General features: G+C 60.2%; 15 protein-coding genes. 7 read left to right on the plus strand and 8 right to left on the minus strand.

The genetic code is table 11. The annotated features are described in order from the left end of the window. Positions 1–183 precede the first annotated feature (183 nt). Both ettA and gdhA read left to right on the plus strand, forming a co-directional pair. Positions 184–1848, plus strand: a complete 1665-nt coding sequence (ettA, locus tag ACIOMR_RS27330) for an energy-dependent translational throttle protein EttA (RefSeq protein WP_003215833.1) — start codon at positions 184–186, stop codon at positions 1846–1848. 349 nt (positions 1849–2197) lie between these two features. Continuing rightward, positions 2198–3535, plus strand: a complete 1338-nt coding sequence (gene gdhA / locus ACIOMR_RS27335) for an NADP-specific glutamate dehydrogenase (RefSeq protein ID WP_003215835.1) — start codon at positions 2198–2200, stop codon at positions 3533–3535. Here the strand turns inward: gdhA and ACIOMR_RS27340 are convergent. From ACIOMR_RS27340 to ACIOMR_RS27355, 4 genes are all read right to left on the minus strand, one after another. After that, entirely contained in the window at positions 3532–4029 is a 498-nt protein-coding gene (locus ACIOMR_RS27340) for a GreA/GreB family elongation factor (protein ID WP_003215837.1), read from the minus strand. The genes gdhA and ACIOMR_RS27340 overlap by 4 nt on opposite strands. Before the next feature lie 70 nt (positions 4030–4099). Continuing rightward, the gene (locus tag ACIOMR_RS27345; RefSeq protein WP_102369931.1) at positions 4100–4456 is read right to left on the minus strand and encodes a hypothetical protein; all 357 of its coding nucleotides are present in this window, start codon (positions 4454–4456) and stop codon (positions 4100–4102) included. Positions 4457–4741: 285 nt separating this feature from the next. Then, the gene (locus tag ACIOMR_RS27350; protein WP_087695249.1) at positions 4742–6595 is read right to left on the minus strand and encodes a DUF4105 domain-containing protein; all 1854 of its coding nucleotides are present in this window, start codon (positions 6593–6595) and stop codon (positions 4742–4744) included. Between the two features lie 93 nt (positions 6596–6688). Beyond that, positions 6689–7177, minus strand: coding sequence for a DUF3015 domain-containing protein (locus ACIOMR_RS27355; RefSeq protein WP_003215845.1), 489 nt, complete (start codon positions 7175–7177; stop codon positions 6689–6691). A 267-nt stretch (positions 7178–7444) separates the two neighbouring features. On the opposite strand from ACIOMR_RS27355, the gene ACIOMR_RS27360 reads away from it, so the two are divergent. Further along, complete coding sequence (locus ACIOMR_RS27360; protein WP_003215847.1) at positions 7445–9883, plus strand: Lon protease family protein; 2439 nt, start codon at positions 7445–7447, stop codon at positions 9881–9883. A gap of 200 nt (positions 9884–10083) precedes the next feature. Next, positions 10084–10410, plus strand: coding sequence for a hypothetical protein (locus ACIOMR_RS27365; RefSeq protein WP_003215849.1), 327 nt, complete (start codon positions 10084–10086; stop codon positions 10408–10410). Between the two features lie 57 nt (positions 10411–10467). Here ACIOMR_RS27365 and ACIOMR_RS27370 read toward each other — a convergent pair whose 3' ends face one another. After that, positions 10468–12303, minus strand: a complete 1836-nt coding sequence (locus tag ACIOMR_RS27370; RefSeq protein WP_102369930.1) for a hypothetical protein — start codon at positions 12301–12303, stop codon at positions 10468–10470. Between the two features lie 166 nt (positions 12304–12469). On the opposite strand from ACIOMR_RS27370, the gene ACIOMR_RS27375 reads away from it, so the two are divergent. Beyond that, positions 12470–12958, plus strand: a complete 489-nt coding sequence (locus ACIOMR_RS27375; protein ID WP_003215853.1) for a TIGR00645 family protein — start codon at positions 12470–12472, stop codon at positions 12956–12958. A gap of 113 nt (positions 12959–13071) precedes the next feature. Continuing rightward, positions 13072–13689, plus strand: a complete 618-nt coding sequence (locus ACIOMR_RS27380; protein ID WP_003215854.1) for an FKBP-type peptidyl-prolyl cis-trans isomerase — start codon at positions 13072–13074, stop codon at positions 13687–13689. A gap of 54 nt (positions 13690–13743) precedes the next feature. On the opposite strand, the gene ACIOMR_RS27385 is transcribed toward ACIOMR_RS27380, so the two are convergent. The 3 genes from ACIOMR_RS27385 to ACIOMR_RS27395 all read right to left on the minus strand — a co-directional run bounded on the left by ACIOMR_RS27385 (position 13744) and on the right by ACIOMR_RS27395 (position 15696). After that, positions 13744–14001, minus strand: a complete 258-nt coding sequence (locus tag ACIOMR_RS27385) for a hypothetical protein (RefSeq protein ID WP_003215856.1) — start codon at positions 13999–14001, stop codon at positions 13744–13746. A gap of 197 nt (positions 14002–14198) precedes the next feature. After that, positions 14199–14540, minus strand: coding sequence for a zinc ribbon domain-containing protein YjdM (locus tag ACIOMR_RS27390; protein ID WP_102369929.1), 342 nt, complete (start codon positions 14538–14540; stop codon positions 14199–14201). A 187-nt stretch (positions 14541–14727) separates the two neighbouring features. Then, entirely contained in the window at positions 14728–15696 is a 969-nt protein-coding gene (locus tag ACIOMR_RS27395) for a polyprenyl synthetase family protein (RefSeq protein ID WP_003215860.1), read from the minus strand. Between the two features lie 239 nt (positions 15697–15935). Here ACIOMR_RS27395 and rplU point away from each other — a divergent pair. After that, a partial coding sequence (gene rplU / locus ACIOMR_RS27400) for a 50S ribosomal protein L21 (RefSeq protein WP_401197446.1) occupies positions 15936–16298 on the plus strand: 363 nt, incomplete at its 3' end.

Below are 16298 nucleotides of genomic sequence, written 5' to 3' on the forward strand. Positions count from 1 at the left end.
CCGCCTGGCTGGACTGCCCACCCGCATTCAGGTAGCTTTGCCGGTTACGCGAGGGCGTTCCAGCCCCAGACAATCAGGCATCTACCGCACGCAGGCATTGATAGACATCAACGGCCCGCGCGGCGCATGGCCTGGCACGGGTTTCGCCCGCTTAATTCATCAGTCACTGACGCTAGGTTCACCATGGCTCAATACGTCTTCACCATGCATCGGCTGGGAAAAGTTGTTCCGCCGAAGCGGGAAATCCTGAAAAACATTTCTCTGTCCTTCTTCCCGGGCGCCAAGATCGGCGTGCTCGGCCTCAACGGTTCGGGTAAATCCACCCTGTTGAAAATCATGGCCGGCGTCGACACCGAGTTCGACGGCGAAGCCCGCCCGATGCCCGACCTGAACATCGGCTACCTGCCACAGGAACCTATCCTGGACCCGACCAAGACCGTGCGTGAAGTGGTCGAGGAAGCGGTCAGCGTGATCAAGAACGCCCAGGCCCGCCTGGACGAGGTCTACGCGGCCTACGCTGAAGAAGACGCCGACTTCGACAAACTGGCGGCAGAACAGGCCAAGCTCGAAGCCATCCTGCAAGCCGCCGACGGTCACAACCTGGACCGCCAGCTGGAAGTCGCCGCCGACGCGCTGCGCCTGCCGGCGTGGGACGCCAAGGTTGAACACCTGTCCGGTGGTGAAAAGCGTCGTGTGGCCCTGTGCCGCCTGCTGCTGTCGGCCCCCGACATGCTGCTGCTCGACGAACCGACCAACCACCTGGACGCCGATTCCGTCGCCTGGCTGGAGCATTTCCTGCACGACTTCCCGGGCACCGTGGTTGCGATCACGCACGACCGGTACTTCCTGGACAACGTTGCTGGCTGGATCCTCGAGCTCGACCGTGGCGCCGGTATCCCTTACGAGGGCAACTACTCCGGTTGGCTGGAAGCCAAGTCCGACCGTCTGGCCGCCGAATCCAAGCAACAGTCGGCCCATGAAAAGGCCATGAAAGACGAGCTGGAATGGGTGCGTAAAGGCGCCAAGGCGCGTCAGTCGAAATCCAAGGCCCGTCTGGCGCGTTTCGAAGAGATGCAGTCCCAGGAATTCCAGAAGCGTTCCGAGACCAACGAAATCTACATCCCGGCCGGTCCGCGCCTGGGTGACAAGGTCATCGAGTTCAAGAACGTCTGCAAGGGCTACGGCGACCGCGTGTTGATCGACAACCTGTCGTTCTCCATGCCAAAAGGCGCCATCGTTGGCGTGATCGGCGGTAACGGTGCGGGTAAATCCACACTGTTCCGCATGCTGATGGGCAAGGAGCAACCGGACTCGGGCACCATCGAAGTCGGCGAAACCGTGCAACTGGCTTGCGTTGACCAGAGCCGCGACGACCTCGACGGCAGCAAGACGGTGTTCCAGCAGATTTCCGACGGTTCCGACCAGATCCGTATCGGCAACTACGAAATCCCGTCGCGCACCTACGTGGGTCGCTTCAACTTCAAGGGCGGCGACCAGCAGAAGTTCGTCAAGGACCTGTCCGGTGGTGAGCGCGGTCGCTTGCACCTGGCCCTGACCCTGAAAGAAGGCGGCAACGTATTGCTGCTCGACGAACCGTCAAACGACCTCGACGTTGAAACCCTGCGTTCCCTGGAAGAAGCCCTGCTGGACTTCCCGGGCGCCGCCATTGTGATCTCTCACGATCGGTGGTTCCTTGACCGCGTGGCCACTCACATCCTGGCGTACGAAGACGACTCCCAGGCGGTGTTCTTCGAAGGCAACTACACCGAATACGAAGCCGATCGCAAGAAACGCCTCGGCGAAGCTGCTGCCCAGCCGCATCGTGTACGGCACAAGAAACTGGCCTGATCCGGGTTGGTGGTTTGAACAAGCGGAGCCTTCGGGTTCCGCTTTTTTTTGCGTGTTTTCAGGTGGACCGCGTCGTCTGCATCGCAGGCAAGCCAGCCCCCACAGTTGACCGCATTGTCATGGATGCACTGGATCAAATGTAGGAGCTGGCTTGCCTGCGATAGCGGATTAACTGTTGGTGCAAGGCCTGGATTGAAATCCTCATTAAGGTGCAAAAAACGCCTGTATTTATATCTAATGCACCATTTAAATTCACAAAAGCGACATTTTGCCCTGTCGCGGTGCGACATGAATTGATAAAGTCCGGGACAAATCTCCTTTAACGACAATAAATTTGCCGAGACTTTTCATGATCGAATCCGTTGAATCCTTCCTTGCCCGCCTCAAGAAACGCGACCCCGACCAGCCGGAATTCCACCAGGCCGTGGAAGAAGTCCTGCGCAGTTTGTGGCCGTTTCTTGAAGCCAATCCCCACTACTTGAACTCGGGCATCCTGGAGCGCATCTGCGAGCCGGAACGTGCAATTGTGTTCCGGGTGTCGTGGGAAGATGACCAGGGCAAAGTACGGGTCAACCGCGGGTTCCGGATCCAGATGAACAGCGCCATCGGCCCTTATAAAGGTGGCCTGCGCTTCCACCCGTCGGTGAACCTGGGCGTGCTGAAATTTCTCGCCTTCGAACAAACCTTCAAGAACTCCCTGACCTCGCTGCCCATGGGCGGCGGCAAGGGCGGCTCGGACTTCGATCCCAAGGGCAAGAGCGACGCCGAGGTGATGCGTTTCTGCCAGGCGTTCATGAGCGAGCTGTATCGCCATATCGGCTCGGACGTGGACGTGCCCGCCGGTGATATTGGCGTGGGCGCCCGGGAGATCGGCTTCCTGTTCGGCCAGTACAAGCGCCTGAGCAACCAGTTCACCTCGGTGCTGACCGGCAAGGGCATGAGCTACGGCGGCAGCCTGATTCGCCCGGAGGCCACCGGTTTTGGCTGCGTGTACTTCGCTGAAGAAATGCTCAAGCGCAACGGCGAGCGGGTCGAAGGCAAGCGCGTGGCCATCTCCGGCTCCGGCAACGTCGCCCAGTACGCGGCGCGCAAGGTCATGGACCTGGGCGGCAAGGTGATTTCCTTGTCCGACTCCGAAGGCACCCTGTACTGCGAAAGCGGTTTGACCGAAGAACAATGGTCGGCACTGCTTGAACTGAAAAACGTACAGCGCGGGCGCATCAGCGAGCTGGCATCGCGTTTCGGCCTGGAATTCCGCGCCGGCAAAGCACCATGGGAACTGGCCTGCGACATCGCGTTGCCCTGCGCCACCCAGAATGAACTGGACGCCGAAGCGGCGCGCACCCTGTTGCGCAATGGCTGCGTCTGCGTGGCCGAAGGCGCCAACATGCCGACCACCCTGGAGGCGGTGGATATCTTTATCGAGGCCGGCATCCTGTTCGCGCCGGGCAAGGCGTCCAATGCCGGCGGGGTGGCGGTGAGCGGGCTGGAGATGTCGCAGAACGCCATGCGCCTGCTGTGGACCGCCGGTGAAGTGGACAGCAAGCTGCACAACATCATGCAGTCGATCCACCATGCGTGCGTGCACTACGGCGAAGAGAACGGCCGGGTCAACTACGTGAAGGGCGCCAACATTGCAGGCTTCGTGAAGGTTGCGGATGCAATGCTGGCCCAGGGCATCGTTTAACCCTCGGGTTCGATGCGCAGGATTTCGATCAACTGATCACCGACGGGGCGCCTCCACAGCACCTCGTCGCCCACCTGTGCACCCAGCAGCGCGCGGCCCAGGGGCGAACCCCAGTTGATCAGGCCCACCGTGGCGTCGGCCTGGTCTTCGCCCACTAACTGAATGCGCTGCTCTTCGTCCTGTTCGTTGGCAAAGGTCACCCAGCTGCCGATTTGCACCTTGTCGGTGGAGGTTGCCGGCGCCACCACCTGTGCGCTTTGCAGGCGCTGGTTGAAGTAACGCAAATCCCGCTCAAGGTCGGCCTGGCGCTGTTTATCGGCCTGCTCGCCCTTGGCGGATTCTTCGCTGTGCTCATGCTGCAACTGCGCGACCCTGGCCTGCAATTGTGCAAGTCCGCGGGCAGTGAGGTGATTGGGTTGCGCGCTGACCTGGCGTTCCACCGGTTGGCTGGCCTGGGCAGCGGCGCTGTCTTCGTTGACGAAAGCTCGACTCATGACGTTCTCCTGCTATGGAGTTTGGGCCATGGTCGCAGGGGTTAAGTTTCGCTGGATGTCTGGAAGCGACCTATTGCGAGCGAAAGGCCCTGGCAGCGTCGCGGTCTTTTTCCTGTTGCCAGGCGCGTTCGCGGTCGTCCCAGTGGCGATTCTTGTAGTCGTTCAGGTCTTCGTTCTCGCGCATGGCCTTGCATTGGCGAAAGCCATCATCCCAGCCTTCGGCGTAGGTGCGGTCTTTCAGGTAGCGCGGGACGTTCTTGCGAAATTCCCCGGTGATCACCCCGGCAGCCTGGCGGCCGCTGCTGCAACCGTCGTCATAGCCATCGGCGAAGGCGGGTGGATAACCCTTGGCCAGCAAATCCTCATGGGTTGATTGGCAACCCGACAGCAGGGCCAACAGGCCCAGCACTCCAGCGTACCGCCACATCGCTTGCTCCCTGGCCGTTGAACGGCTGATGGGGGAAGTGTAGGAGTGGATTCGTTCGGGGTATGTGAAACGGATGTGAGAAATCCGTGTGACGCTGCGGCTTCGGGCGATCACGCGCCCCTGTGGCGAGGGAGCAAGCTCCTTATGGACTAATTAGAGATCGTTCCCACGCTCTGCGTGGGCATGCCGCTCTGGACGCTCTGCGTCCGCTTTTAAAGGTCGTGACGCAGAGCGTCACAGGATGCATTCCCACGCGGAGCGTGGGAACGATCTACGGCTCAGGGATTAATAGTGATACCACTTCACTTCCAGCATCACTTCGTTCACCGGTGTCGCGAGGTGGCTGTATTCCCGCTGCGCACTCAGTCTCAGCCCCAGGTTGCGCGACAATTCCCACTGTTGATTCAGGCTGATACTGCGCCGCACCTCGCCATTGGTGAAGAAGTCACCCTTGGCTTCCAGGCTCAGGTTGCCCAGCGGGTTGCGCCACAACACACCTGTATTGAACCCGGCAGCCGGGGAGATGGCTTCACCGAAGTCGCTGTTGTGCTCCACGCGCACCGTGCCGAGGGCGAAGCCAAGCATGTCGTCGCGCAGTTGCCAGGTGCCGCCCGCGCCACCGTTGACGTGGCTGACGAGTGTCTCGTCGTCATGCTTGCCCGGTACGCGCTCCAGGCCGCCGGTGACTTGCCACGACCACGGCTGCAGCAGCTCGTTGCGTGGGGTCAGTGAGCGGATGGTTGCCAGATCCAGTTGCTGCAATTGCCAGTGGTTGCCTTCGTACTGGCGCAGTTTCATTTGCAGGATTTCAATCTGCGCGCCCAAGGGGAAGCCTTCGGCGTTGTCGTTCAGGTCGTGGTAGGCCATGCGCAGGCCGTATTCGCCGAAGGCCTTGTCGCCCCGGGTGCCGATGCCGGCTTGCCAGGTGCGGGATTCGTGGCCGTCTTCGGGCAGGCCGGGGCGTTCGATCTTCAGGTCCGGCGCCGGGTTCTGGTTGATCGCCCGCAGCAGTTCGAAGCTGCGCTGGGAACGTTCGGTGTCGCGCTCCAGGCCGTTGGCGCGGTAGCGGCCAAGGCGGTAGGCGGCGTCGATGATCAGGGCCTGGCGGTCTTTGGCGATGGCCTTGAACGCCGGGTCCTGCAGTTGTTTCTGGTCGTCGCTGATCTTCAGCACCCATTGCTGCTCGTCGCTGTCCAGCGGCTTGGCGCGTTCCAGCAGCTCCCGTTCACGGGAAGGGCGGTAATCGATTTTCTCCACCAAGCCGGCTTCTTTCACGGCTTTTACCGTGTCGGTAGGGATCGCGGTCAGCGGGAATTGTTCGGTCAACCGCAGGCTTGGGCGGGCCACTTGCAGCAGTTCCAGCAGGCGATAGGAGCAGTTTTCGTCGAAGAAGAAGTAGTCGAACTGGATCTGCTTGAGTTCCCACACGTGCTCGACCATGCGCTCGGTCTCGACCTGGGTCAGGTTCAGGCGGTATTCCCACAGGTCGCGGTTCTCCAGGCTACGGTATTCCGAGAGTTTTTCCTGGTAGGGCACCAGCGCGAACAGGCCCGGGTAGCCGCCCATCAGGCCCTTCCAGGCGTAGAGGATGCTGTTGTCCGAGCCTTCGATATAGGCGCCAAAGTTGATCGCGTAGCTGAGCAGGGCGGTGTTGTTGCTCTGCACGTCAGCCTGGTCGATGCGCAGCAGGGTATGGCCGAACATTGATGATGGGCTGTTGAGGTAGGCCGCCGGGAAGATCATCACCGCGCTGTGGGGGGCGACGTCCTTGAACCATTGCTTGAACTCCTTGCAGTCCAGCGCCGGCAAGTCGCTCAGGTGCAACTGGTCCTTGAGCCAGCGTGTACGTGCCGGGTAAACGCATTGGGCGTGCTTTTCGCCGAGGCTGGCCGGGGCATACAGCGCCTCGACAGTGGCCTTCAGCTCCTGGTCCGGATGGTGGGCGCCATCGGGAGCGAGGAAGAATTTCTTGTCGCTGACATAGCTACGCCAGCCTTTGAACTTGCCGGATTCGTAGTGCCCCAGCGAAAGCCAGAACGGGTCGTTGGCCAGTTGCTGCAAACGTTGATCATCAAGGTGCGGCGCCGCATACAGCGGGGCGCAGGCGAAGAGTGCCAGGTAGGCAAGGCGTTTGAGCATGTGGGCAACTTAAGTCGAGATAAAAAGACCCAAAGGGGAGGCAGGTCCAAAAATAATAAAACCCGTGCCTCGAAAGGCACGGGCGGGTCGAGCTTAAGCCTGGGTAGCGTATTTCGCCAGACGGGTGTCGCTTTTCAGTACAGCCAGGGTGTTGTTGTGCACGTCATCAGCGGTTACGTCAGCCTTGCTGAAGATTTGCTGGAAGTGCTCGTGAGTCACAGCGGCAAAGTGCTCGCGATCTTCAGGAGCAACGCCCAGTACTACAGCGTAGGTAGTCAGCGCTTCGCCGTTACCCTTGGCCATGTCTTCGGACAGCTCGTTCATCATGCCATTCATGGCAATCCACGATTTGCCACCGTAGGTCAGTGCGCTGTTGGTGCTGCAGCCGTTGGTGCCCGAGGTCATGCCGAACGTGGCGTTACCCGAGGTACCGTTGGTGGTGGAGGCCAGGAAGTGAGCCGGAGTGCCGCGTTGGCCTTCGAACAACATGTTGCCCCAACCGCAGTTCGGGCCACCTGGCGCTTCTGCCATTGCATTGAGGGAGACGACGGTGAAGAGAGTACCGAGAAGGATCCGTTTCATAGCTTTGTTCTCTTTGTGTGCAAACCAATGGACAAGGGTTCAGGTGCCTGACAGCACCCTAGGGGTCGGTTATTAGTCCAACCCGCAGCAGGTTGGAGTTTAGGCATGATCCAAGGGTTCCGTGACTTTTTATGAAACAAGCCGGAAACACTCGGTTTTTTTACAGCCCCGAACACGGGTCTATGCTTTCCCCAAGCCGTCCTTGCCAGCCGGCCCAACCCGGCGCCAGAATGCCGTCATCTGCCCCGCCTGATGTAAGGAAGCCCGATGCCTGATCCTGTTGCTGCCAGCTTGCGTCTAGCGCCCGAAGCGCTGACTCGTCCTTTTTCCGCTGAACAGTTCAGCTTCTCGACCACCAATGATTTGGAGCCCTTTCGCGGTGTGCTTGGCCAGGAACGTGCGGTCGAAGCCTTGCAGTTTGGTGTGGCCATGCCACGCCCCGGTTACAACGTATTTGTGATGGGTGAGCCCGGTACCGGGCGCTTTTCGTTCGTCAAACGCTACCTCAAGGCCGAAGGCAAGCGCCTGCAGACCCCGGCCGACTGGGTCTACGTCAATAATTTCGATGAGCCTCGCGAACCCCGCGCGCTGGAACTGCCTGCGGGCGGTGCTGCCGCGTTCATCTCCGATATCAACGGCCTGATCGACAACCTGGTCGCGACCTTCCCGGCGGTGTTTGAACACCCGACGTATCAACAGCGCAAAAGCGCCATCGACCGTGCCTTCAACCAGCGTTACGACCGTGCCCTGGACGTCATCGAGCGCCTGGCCCTGGAAAAAGACGTGGCGCTGTACCGTGACAGCACCAACATTGCGTTTACCCCGATGCTCGACGGCAAGGCCCTGGACGAGGCCGAGTTCTCGCAGTTGCCCGAAGCCGACCGCGAGCGTTTCCACACCGATATTTCCGAACTGGAAGAACGCCTCAACGAAGAACTCGCCAGCCTGCCCCAGTGGAAGCGCGAGTCCAATAACCAGATGCGCCAGTTCAACGAAGAAACCATCACGCTGGCCTTGCAGCCACTGCTGGCGCCGTTGTCCGAAAAATATGCGGAGAACGCGGCCGTCTGCGGCTACTTGCAGGCGATGCAGGTCTACCTGCTGAAAACCGTGGTCGAGCAACTGGTGGACGATGCGAAAACCGACGCCCAGGCCCGCAAGTTGCTGGAAGAACAGTACTGCCCGAGCCTGGTGGTGGGGCATCCGATCAACGGTGGCGCCCCGGTGGTCTTCGAGCCGCATCCGACCTACGACAACCTGTTCGGTCGTATTGAATACAGCACCGACCAGGGCGCGCTCTACACCACCTATCGCCAATTGCGCCCGGGTGCGCTGCACCGTGCCAACGGTGGTTTCCTGATCCTTGAAGCCGAGAAGATGCTCAGCGAGCCGTTTGTATGGGACGCCCTCAAGCGTGCCTTGCAATCGCGCAAGCTGAAGATGGAATCACCGCTGGGCGAACTGGGCCGCCTGGCCACGGTGACCCTCAACCCGCAAGTGATCCCGTTGCAGCTCAAGGTGATCATCATCGGCTCCCGCCAGTTGTACTACGCGTTGCAGGACGCGGATCCGGACTTCCAGGAGATGTTCCGGGTACTGGTGGATTTTGACGAAGACATCCCGATGGTGGATGAAAGCCTGGAGCAGTTCGCCCAGTTGCTGAAAACCCGCACCTCGGAAGAAGGCATGGCGCCGTTGACCTCCGATGCGGTGGCGCGGCTGGCGACCTACAGCGCGCGGTTGGCGGAGAACCAGGGCCGCTTGTCGGCGCGTATCGGTGATTTGTTCCAGCTGGTCAGCGAGGCGGACTTCATTCGTCACTTGGCCGGTGATGAGCGCACCGACTCCGGGCACATCGAGCGCGCACTCAAGGCCAAGGCCACGCGCACCGGGCGGGTGTCGGCGCGGATTCTCGACGACATGCTCGCCGGGGTGATCCTGATCGACACCGCCGGCGCGGCGGTGGGCAAGTGCAACGGGCTGACGGTGCTGGAGGTGGGTGACTCGGCGTTTGGTGTGCCGGCGCGGATTTCTGCCACGGTGTACCCGGGCGGCAGCGGCATCGTCGATATCGAGCGTGAAGTTAACCTCGGCCAGCCGATTCACTCCAAGGGCGTGATGATCCTCACCGGTTACCTGGGCAGCCGTTATGCCCAGGAATTCCCGTTGGCGATCTCGGCGAGTATCGCCCTTGAGCAGTCCTACGGCTATGTCGACGGCGACAGCGCGTCCCTGGGCGAAGCCTGCACCTTGATCTCGGCCCTGTCGAAGACGCCGCTCAAGCAGTGCTTTGCCATCACCGGCTCGATCAACCAGTTTGGTGAGGTGCAGGCGGTCGGCGGGGTCAACGAGAAGATCGAAGGTTTCTTCCGTCTTTGCGAGGCCCGCGGGCTGACCGGCGAGCAGGGGGCGATCATTCCCCAGGCCAACGTCGCGACACTGATGCTCGATGAGAAGGTGTTGCAGGCCGTGCGGCAGGGGCAATTCCACGTCTATGCCGTGCGTCAGGCCGACGAGGCCTTGAGCCTGCTGGTGGGTGAGCCTGCGGGTTCGCCCGACGAGGAGGGGCAGTTCCCCGAAGGCAGCGTCAATGCGCGGGTGGTGGAGCGTCTGCGGGCGATCGCCGAGATGATCAGTGAAGATGACCTGAAGGAAGCCGAGAAGGAGTTGGCGCAGGAAGCACTGGCTGAGACCAAGCCGGTGTAATCAATTCCGAAGGGGCCTGGTTCCAGGTCCCTTCGGCATATTTTTGACGCCGTCGTGACGGCAGTCATCCGTTGGTCCCCCAGCCTTGGTTTGTACCGGGTTTCTTCTATTCTCAGCTCAAGGGATAGCCACAGGAGTCGCTGGATAGAAACAGTCTTGCCTTGCGAGGCTGAATACCGGATCTACCGAGGGTCGCCGCCATGTCGCGCAACCTCTGCCTCACCCGCCAGTGCCTGGGCCTGGTCACCCGTATCGAATGTTCCATTCGCCCTCTCGCGGGGGATACCGGGATGTGGACCTTGTTGTTTGCCGCCGGAATGACCGGCGAACAACCCTCCACCATCAAGTCCCAAGGCCCGTTCCACGGACCTTTCGTGGCACAAACCATCCTCGATTCGATTGTTGAAAGCCTGACCCTGCACGGCTACGAGCTGGCTGACGACCCGCAGATCTGGTGCCTGCACCTGCAGGCGCACTTGCGACAACTCAATGGTGGGCGGCAGACGGTGCTAAGCGATATCCGCTGACCGCACTCCCCCCGTAGCAGCTGGCGCTCGACAGCTGCTACGGGGGCGGGGGAGGGGCTATGGCTTGGGGGCAGGGGCCGCCTCGGGTTTGTCCAGCTTCACCTCAAACCCATACTGCACCGTGTCCAGGCCGGTGCGCTGGTAGGTTTCCAATGTCGTCGGCTGGCCGTAGAAGTAATGCACGTCGAACAGCGCCGTGCCGTATTCCTCGGCGCGGTGGCTGACGCCGAGAATTTCCTTCAGGTAGTTGCCGCTGGCGTCCTTGGCATAGAACCGCCAGCTGTCAGAGGGGAACAGCTTCTGGTCGACAATCAGCGCGTTGTCCTTCAGCTCCAGGCCCTTGGGCAGTTGCCCGGCAGTGAGGCTGCCTTTCTCGATGGTCGCCAGGAACAGCGGCATTGATCCGACGGCAAACCCCGGGTTTTCAGGGAACAGGTTCAGGTCATAGGTGATGGTGCCGCGCCCCGGGTCGACCTCGTAGGCTTCGGCGGGCAGTTCGATCGGCTCGCCAAGCTTGCCTTCGTCGTTGGCGGTGAGGAACGTCACCGGGGCATCGCCGCCGCCGCGGTCCTCGCCCAGCAGGTCGTCGTTGAAGGTGTAGGGGTGATCGAACTCAACGTGCGCCGCACTGGCGTCATCCACCGACTGGTTGATGGTGACGCTTTTCTTCAGTTGGTCTTCGGACAGGGTGGCGTCCTTGAGCCAATCCGCAGCCTGGTCGTCATACACCGTGACGGGCATCGGCAACGGCTGTACGGTTTTTTCCAGGCTGTTCTTGTCGAAGCGCCGTACGGGCAGGTCCAGGTCCTTGCGGGTCACCGTGGCCTGGGAAAAGTCGAGCACGCTGACTTGCACATTGTCGATCAGGCCATTGAAGTACACCTTGGTGTAGTGGCTGTTCTGCTTGAGCTCGAAGGCTTTCTGCTCGTCTTCCAGCTGTTTCTCGAAGGCGTCGGACCAGCCCTTCTGCTTCTGCATTTCGGCCAGTTGCTTCTCGTAGAACGCCAGTTGCGCGGCGTTTTCGTTGATCGAGCCCGAGCGCGAGAGAAATTGCCCGGTGGTGTCACGAGCCTGCACCAGCAACGGGTTCGGCGATTCGTCCGCGACTTCCGGCGCCAGCGGGGCGCTGTTGGTCAGTTCGATCTCGGCGTAGTTCTTTTCCAGGGCCAGCAGGGTGACGGTGACGTTTTCTTCGGTGCGCTTGCGGCCCACGTCCTTTTTCGACAAGTCGAAGGTGAAGACTTTACGCGGGGCAATCACTTCCACCTTGCCCTTGAGGGTGACGGGCTGCGGCTGGCTTTTGTTCTCCGTCTCGACGCCTTCGACGAACGGGTAGGTCACCGTCAGGTCATCGGGGTTGGTCAGGTTGGAACTGGTGGGGCTCAACTGGATGCCCGGATCGGTTTCCGACCATTCCGGCTGGAACGGGATGACCTTGTTGTTGCTCAGGGTCACCGACTGCCATTCCAGGCCGTGTGGGAAGGGGAACTGGTCGGGCATGTTGAAGTTGAACGGGAAGATCGGCTGCAGGTCCGTCAGGTAGTCCGAATGGGACGCCTTGCGCAGGACAAACAGGCCATTGATGTAGGTATCGACCAGGGCCTGCGGCGTAGGGTAATGCTTGAGCAGCGCCAGGGCGTCTTCGCTGTACTCGGCCTCGATGGGCTTGGTGGCGAGCTTGGCGCGCGCCCGTTCCAGCAACAGCAGCGAGCCTCCGAGCTCGGACACGGCGTCCTTGAGCTTGGGGTCCTGGATGGCGTCCAGGGATTGTTCGAACTTGGCGGTTTTCTCTTCGAGACTGGCTTGCTTGTGTTCATCGCTTGGGGAACAACCGCTGCCCATCAGCAACGCCGCACACAGGCCAAGGCTGGCCAAAGGGGATCGCACATCCATTATCTGAGTTTTCCTGTCCGACATCATCGAGCCGAGTTGATGAGCTCGACACTAGCAGAAAAATTCCTTAACAGATGCCGTACAGATCAGTTTTCTCGACGGTTTCTGGGGTTTGGGTGCGGCTGGTATACTCGCCGCCATTTTTAGCCAAGCTGTGTGAGATTCAATGGAACGCTTTATCGAAAATGCAATGTATGCCTCACGCTGGCTGTTGGCGCCGATCTATTTCGGGCTGTCCCTGGGGCTGCTGGCGCTGGGCCTGAAGTTCTTCCAGGAAGTGTTTCATGTGATTCCCATCGTGTTCACCATGAGCGAGTCGGATGTGATCCTGGTGCTGCTGTCGTTGATCGACATGGCCCTGGTGGGCGGCCTGCTGGTGATGGTGATGATCAGCGGCTACGAGAACTTCGTCTCCCAGCTGGACATCGACGAAAGCAAGGAGAAGCTCAACTGGCTGGGGACCATGGACTCCTCGTCGCTGAAGATGAAGGTCGCGGCGTCCATCGTGGCGATTTCGTCGATCCATCTGCTGCGGGTCTTCATGGACGCCAAGAACGTCGATCCCGAGCACCTGAAATGGTACGTGATCATTCACATGACCTTCGTGGTGTCGGCGTTTGCCATGGGCTACCTGGACAAGGTTACCAAGCATTAATCAGCCCCTGGCGCTCTCCTGCGCGGGGCTCATCAAGGGTGTGGCTTGTGTGCTAGTCTGCTCGCCCTTTTAGTTTGGACGGCACCTGTGTCGTCCTACAGCGGAGCCTTTCCATGTCCGAAGTTAATCTGTCCACCGACGAAACCCGCGTGAGCTACGGCATTGGCCGTCAGTTGGGCGACCAGCTGCGCGACAACCCGCCACCGGGCGTGAGCCTGGACGCGATCCTGGCTGGCCTGACCGACGCTTTTGCCGGCAAGCCTAGCCGTGTGGACCAGGAGCAAATGGCCGCCAGCTTCAAGGTCATCCGCGAAATCATGCAAGCCGAAGCCGCTGCAAAGGCTGAAGCTGCTGCTGGCGAAGGCCTGGCTTTCCTGGCTGAAAACGCCAAGCGTGACGGCATCACCACCCTGGCTTCCGGCCTGCAATTTGAAGTGCTGACTGCAGGTAGCGGCGCCAAGCCGACCCGTGAAGACCAGGTGCGTACTCACTACCACGGCACCCTGATCGACGGCACTGTGTTCGACAGCTCCTACGAGCGCGGCCAGCCTGCGGAATTCCCGGTTGGCGGCGTGATCGCCGGCTGGACCGAAGCCCTGCAACTGATGAATGCCGGCAGCAAATGGCGCCTGTACGTGCCGAGCGAACTGGCTTACGGCGCTCAAGGTGTTGGCAGCATCCCGCCGCACAGCGTTCTGGTGTTTGACGTCGAGCTGCTCGACGTTCTGTAAGACCTTACCTGCAGGAGCGAGCCTGCTCGCTCCTGCAGTGTTTTGCGCGGTTGCTCATGGATGAAACTTGCCATTGAGATCCGTCACCGGGCGCAACGCTCGGGCATAGCAGAACAGAAACAGATTTCTCACCACTTCCTTCAGCACCCCGGGCTCACTGGAACTCAGGCCATTGACGTCCAGGTCGCCCTGATCCTGCAGTTCGCTTAACGCCTCTTCTTCCAGCACCGCGCAGACTTCCCCGGTTTCCCGATGGAGGATTCGCAGGTAAGGGTGTGGACGGTCCAGCCAGGCATCGATCAAATAAGTCATGGGAAGTATCTCCTTGATGGGTTTCAATGAGAATAATTCTTATTCGTAGAATAGCAAGTCCCTATTGGCCATTTCCGGACTTTTCTGTGTGGATATTGTTTTTGATCAAAAGGCCTGGCCTTTTGCCGCCAGTGCGGAACTGACGCGGGGAGGGTGAAGCGCCATCCCGTGCAGGGCACGGGATGGAGGCAGCATATTCAGACCTTGCGGACGAACTCGGACTTGAGTTTCATCGGGCCGATACCGTCGATCTTGCAGTCGATATCGTGGTCGCCATCGCACAGGCGGATGTTCTTGACCTTGGTGCCGACCTTGACCACCAGGGACGTGCCCTTGACCTTGAGGTCCTTGATCACGGTGATGGTGTCGCCGTCCTGCAGGACGTTGCCCACAGAGTCTTTTTTCACGGATTCATCGCTGGTCGCCTCGGCTTCGCCGCCGACGGCCCACTCATGGGCGCATTCCGGGCAAATCAGCTGGGCGCCATCTTCGTAGGTGTATTCGGAATTGCATTTCGGGCAGGGTGGCAACGTGCTCACTAAAGCTCCTTTGGTTTCAGGATGGCTAAAAAGCGCACATTGTATAGGGTTTTAGCCGGGCAGGGGGCAGCAACGCCAGAGAACGCTGTGGGAGCTGGCTTGCCTGCGATGCAGGCACCTCGGTTTGTCTGTACACCGCGGTGATGCAATCGCAGGCAAGCCAGCTCCTGCATGGAGCAGAGCAGAATCAGTGAGTACGGGCGACCGCGAACTCACTCAGCTCAACCAGGGCGTCCCGGTATTCGCTGGCTGGAAGGGCTTCCAGGCATTGGATCGCGCGAGCCACGTAGTCACGGGCCAGTTGCGCGGTGTATTCGAGGGAGCCCGAGGCTTCCACGGCTTCGCGGATGCTTTCCAGGTCTTCGATCCCGCCTTTCTGGATCGCCTTGCGCACCAGGGCGGCCTGTTCCGGCGTGCCTTCGCGCATGGTGTAGATCAGTGGCAAGGTCGGCTTGCCCTCGGCCAGGTCGTCACCGACGTTCTTGCCCAGGGTTTCGGCGTCGCCGCGATAGTCCAGCAGGTCGTCCACGAGCTGGAAGGCCACGCCCAGGTGATCGCCGAACGTGCGCAGGGCTTCGCTCTGCTCGGGCGTCGCTTCGCACAGGGCGGCGGCGCTGTGGGTCGAGGCTTCGAAGAGCATCGCGGTTTTGCCGCGAATCACTTCCATGTAGGTTTCTTCGGTGGTGCTGGCGTCGCGAACCTTCGACAGCTGCAACACTTCGCCTTCGGCGATGATGCGCGTGGCCTGTGAAAGAATCTTCATCACCGGCATCGAGCCCAGCTCGACCATCATTTCGAACGAGCGCGAGTACAGGAAGTCGCCCACCAGCACGCTCGGCGCATTGCCCCACATCGCGTTGGCCGTCTCGCGACCACGGCGCATGCCGGACATGTCGACCACGTCGTCGTGCAGCAGGGTGGCGGTGTGCAGGAACTCGATGGTCGCGGCCAGCAGGCGCAGGTCATCGCCTTCGCGGCCCAGGGCCTTGCCACACAGCAACACTAATAAAGGACGCAGGCGTTTACCGCCGGCCGACGTAATGTAGTCGCCAATTTTGGAGACCAGCGGCACTTTAGAAGTCAGCTGCTTCTTGATGATGCCGTCGACGGCGCTAAAATCGTCCGCCACCGCGCGGTAGAAAGCTTGGGGTTGCATCAGCGACAGTCGCTCCAGAAGGGTTGCGCGGCATGCTAGGACCCGCGTCCCGTAGTGTCAAGGCGCGATAGACGGCTACTTGCAACACCTCCATAGCTTGCGTACAATCGCGCACCCTGAACTTCCTGGGCAGCACCTGCCTTACGCAATTGCATTCGGGACGTCCATCCCATGCAGCCATGCCAGCCAATACCTCTTCTTATAAAGCGCTGGGTGAGCAGGATTATCGGAGAAATACCATGTCGTACGCAGTAATTGTTACTGGTGGCAAGCAATACAAGGTCGCCCCAGGTGAATACCTGAAGATCGAGAAGCTGGAAATCGCTACTGGCGAATCCGTTACTTTTGATCGCGTTCTGTTGGTCGCCAATGGCGATGACGTGAACATCGGCGCTCCAGTTGTTGCAGGCGCTACCGTTGTGGCTGAAGTGATCTCCCAAGGTCGTCACGATAAAGTCCGCATCATCAAGTTCCGTCGTCGTAAGCACCACATCAAGCGTATGGGCCAACGCCAGTGGTACACCGAGATCAAAATCACCGGTATTCAGGCTAAATATCAGCATAATTACTCACTAGGAGAAATGACTCATGGCACACAAAAA

The sequence above is a fragment of the Pseudomonas sp. NPDC087814 genome (assembly GCF_044742865.1).
In the GTDB taxonomy this organism is placed as follows: domain Bacteria; phylum Pseudomonadota; class Gammaproteobacteria; order Pseudomonadales; family Pseudomonadaceae; genus Aquipseudomonas.

What these genes read in the sequence shown, in the direction of transcription:
- ACIOMR_RS27380 (WP_003215854.1), top strand. Translation starts at nt 13,072, where the DNA reads ATGTCCGAAGTTAATCTGTCCACCGACGAAACCCGCGTGAGCTACGGC.
- ACIOMR_RS27370 (WP_102369930.1), bottom strand. Translation starts at nt 12,303, where the DNA reads ATGGATGTGCGATCCCCTTTGGCCAGCCTTGGCCTGTGTGCGGCGTTG.
- ettA (WP_003215833.1), top strand. Translation starts at nt 184, where the DNA reads ATGGCTCAATACGTCTTCACCATGCATCGGCTGGGAAAAGTTGTTCCG.
- gdhA (WP_003215835.1), top strand. Translation starts at nt 2,198, where the DNA reads ATGATCGAATCCGTTGAATCCTTCCTTGCCCGCCTCAAGAAACGCGAC.
- ACIOMR_RS27385 (WP_003215856.1), bottom strand. Translation starts at nt 14,001, where the DNA reads ATGACTTATTTGATCGATGCCTGGCTGGACCGTCCACACCCTTACCTG.
- ACIOMR_RS27360 (WP_003215847.1), top strand. Translation starts at nt 7,445, where the DNA reads ATGCCTGATCCTGTTGCTGCCAGCTTGCGTCTAGCGCCCGAAGCGCTG.
- ACIOMR_RS27345 (WP_102369931.1), bottom strand. Translation starts at nt 4,456, where the DNA reads ATGTGGCGGTACGCTGGAGTGCTGGGCCTGTTGGCCCTGCTGTCGGGT.
- ACIOMR_RS27355 (WP_003215845.1), bottom strand. Translation starts at nt 7,177, where the DNA reads ATGAAACGGATCCTTCTCGGTACTCTCTTCACCGTCGTCTCCCTCAAT.
- ACIOMR_RS27365 (WP_003215849.1), top strand. Translation starts at nt 10,084, where the DNA reads ATGTCGCGCAACCTCTGCCTCACCCGCCAGTGCCTGGGCCTGGTCACC.
- ACIOMR_RS27340 (WP_003215837.1), bottom strand. Translation starts at nt 4,029, where the DNA reads ATGAGTCGAGCTTTCGTCAACGAAGACAGCGCCGCTGCCCAGGCCAGC.
- ACIOMR_RS27375 (WP_003215853.1), top strand. Translation starts at nt 12,470, where the DNA reads ATGGAACGCTTTATCGAAAATGCAATGTATGCCTCACGCTGGCTGTTG.
- ACIOMR_RS27350 (WP_087695249.1), bottom strand. Translation starts at nt 6,595, where the DNA reads ATGCTCAAACGCCTTGCCTACCTGGCACTCTTCGCCTGCGCCCCGCTG.
- ACIOMR_RS27395 (WP_003215860.1), bottom strand. Translation starts at nt 15,696, where the DNA reads ATGCAACCCCAAGCTTTCTACCGCGCGGTGGCGGACGATTTTAGCGCC.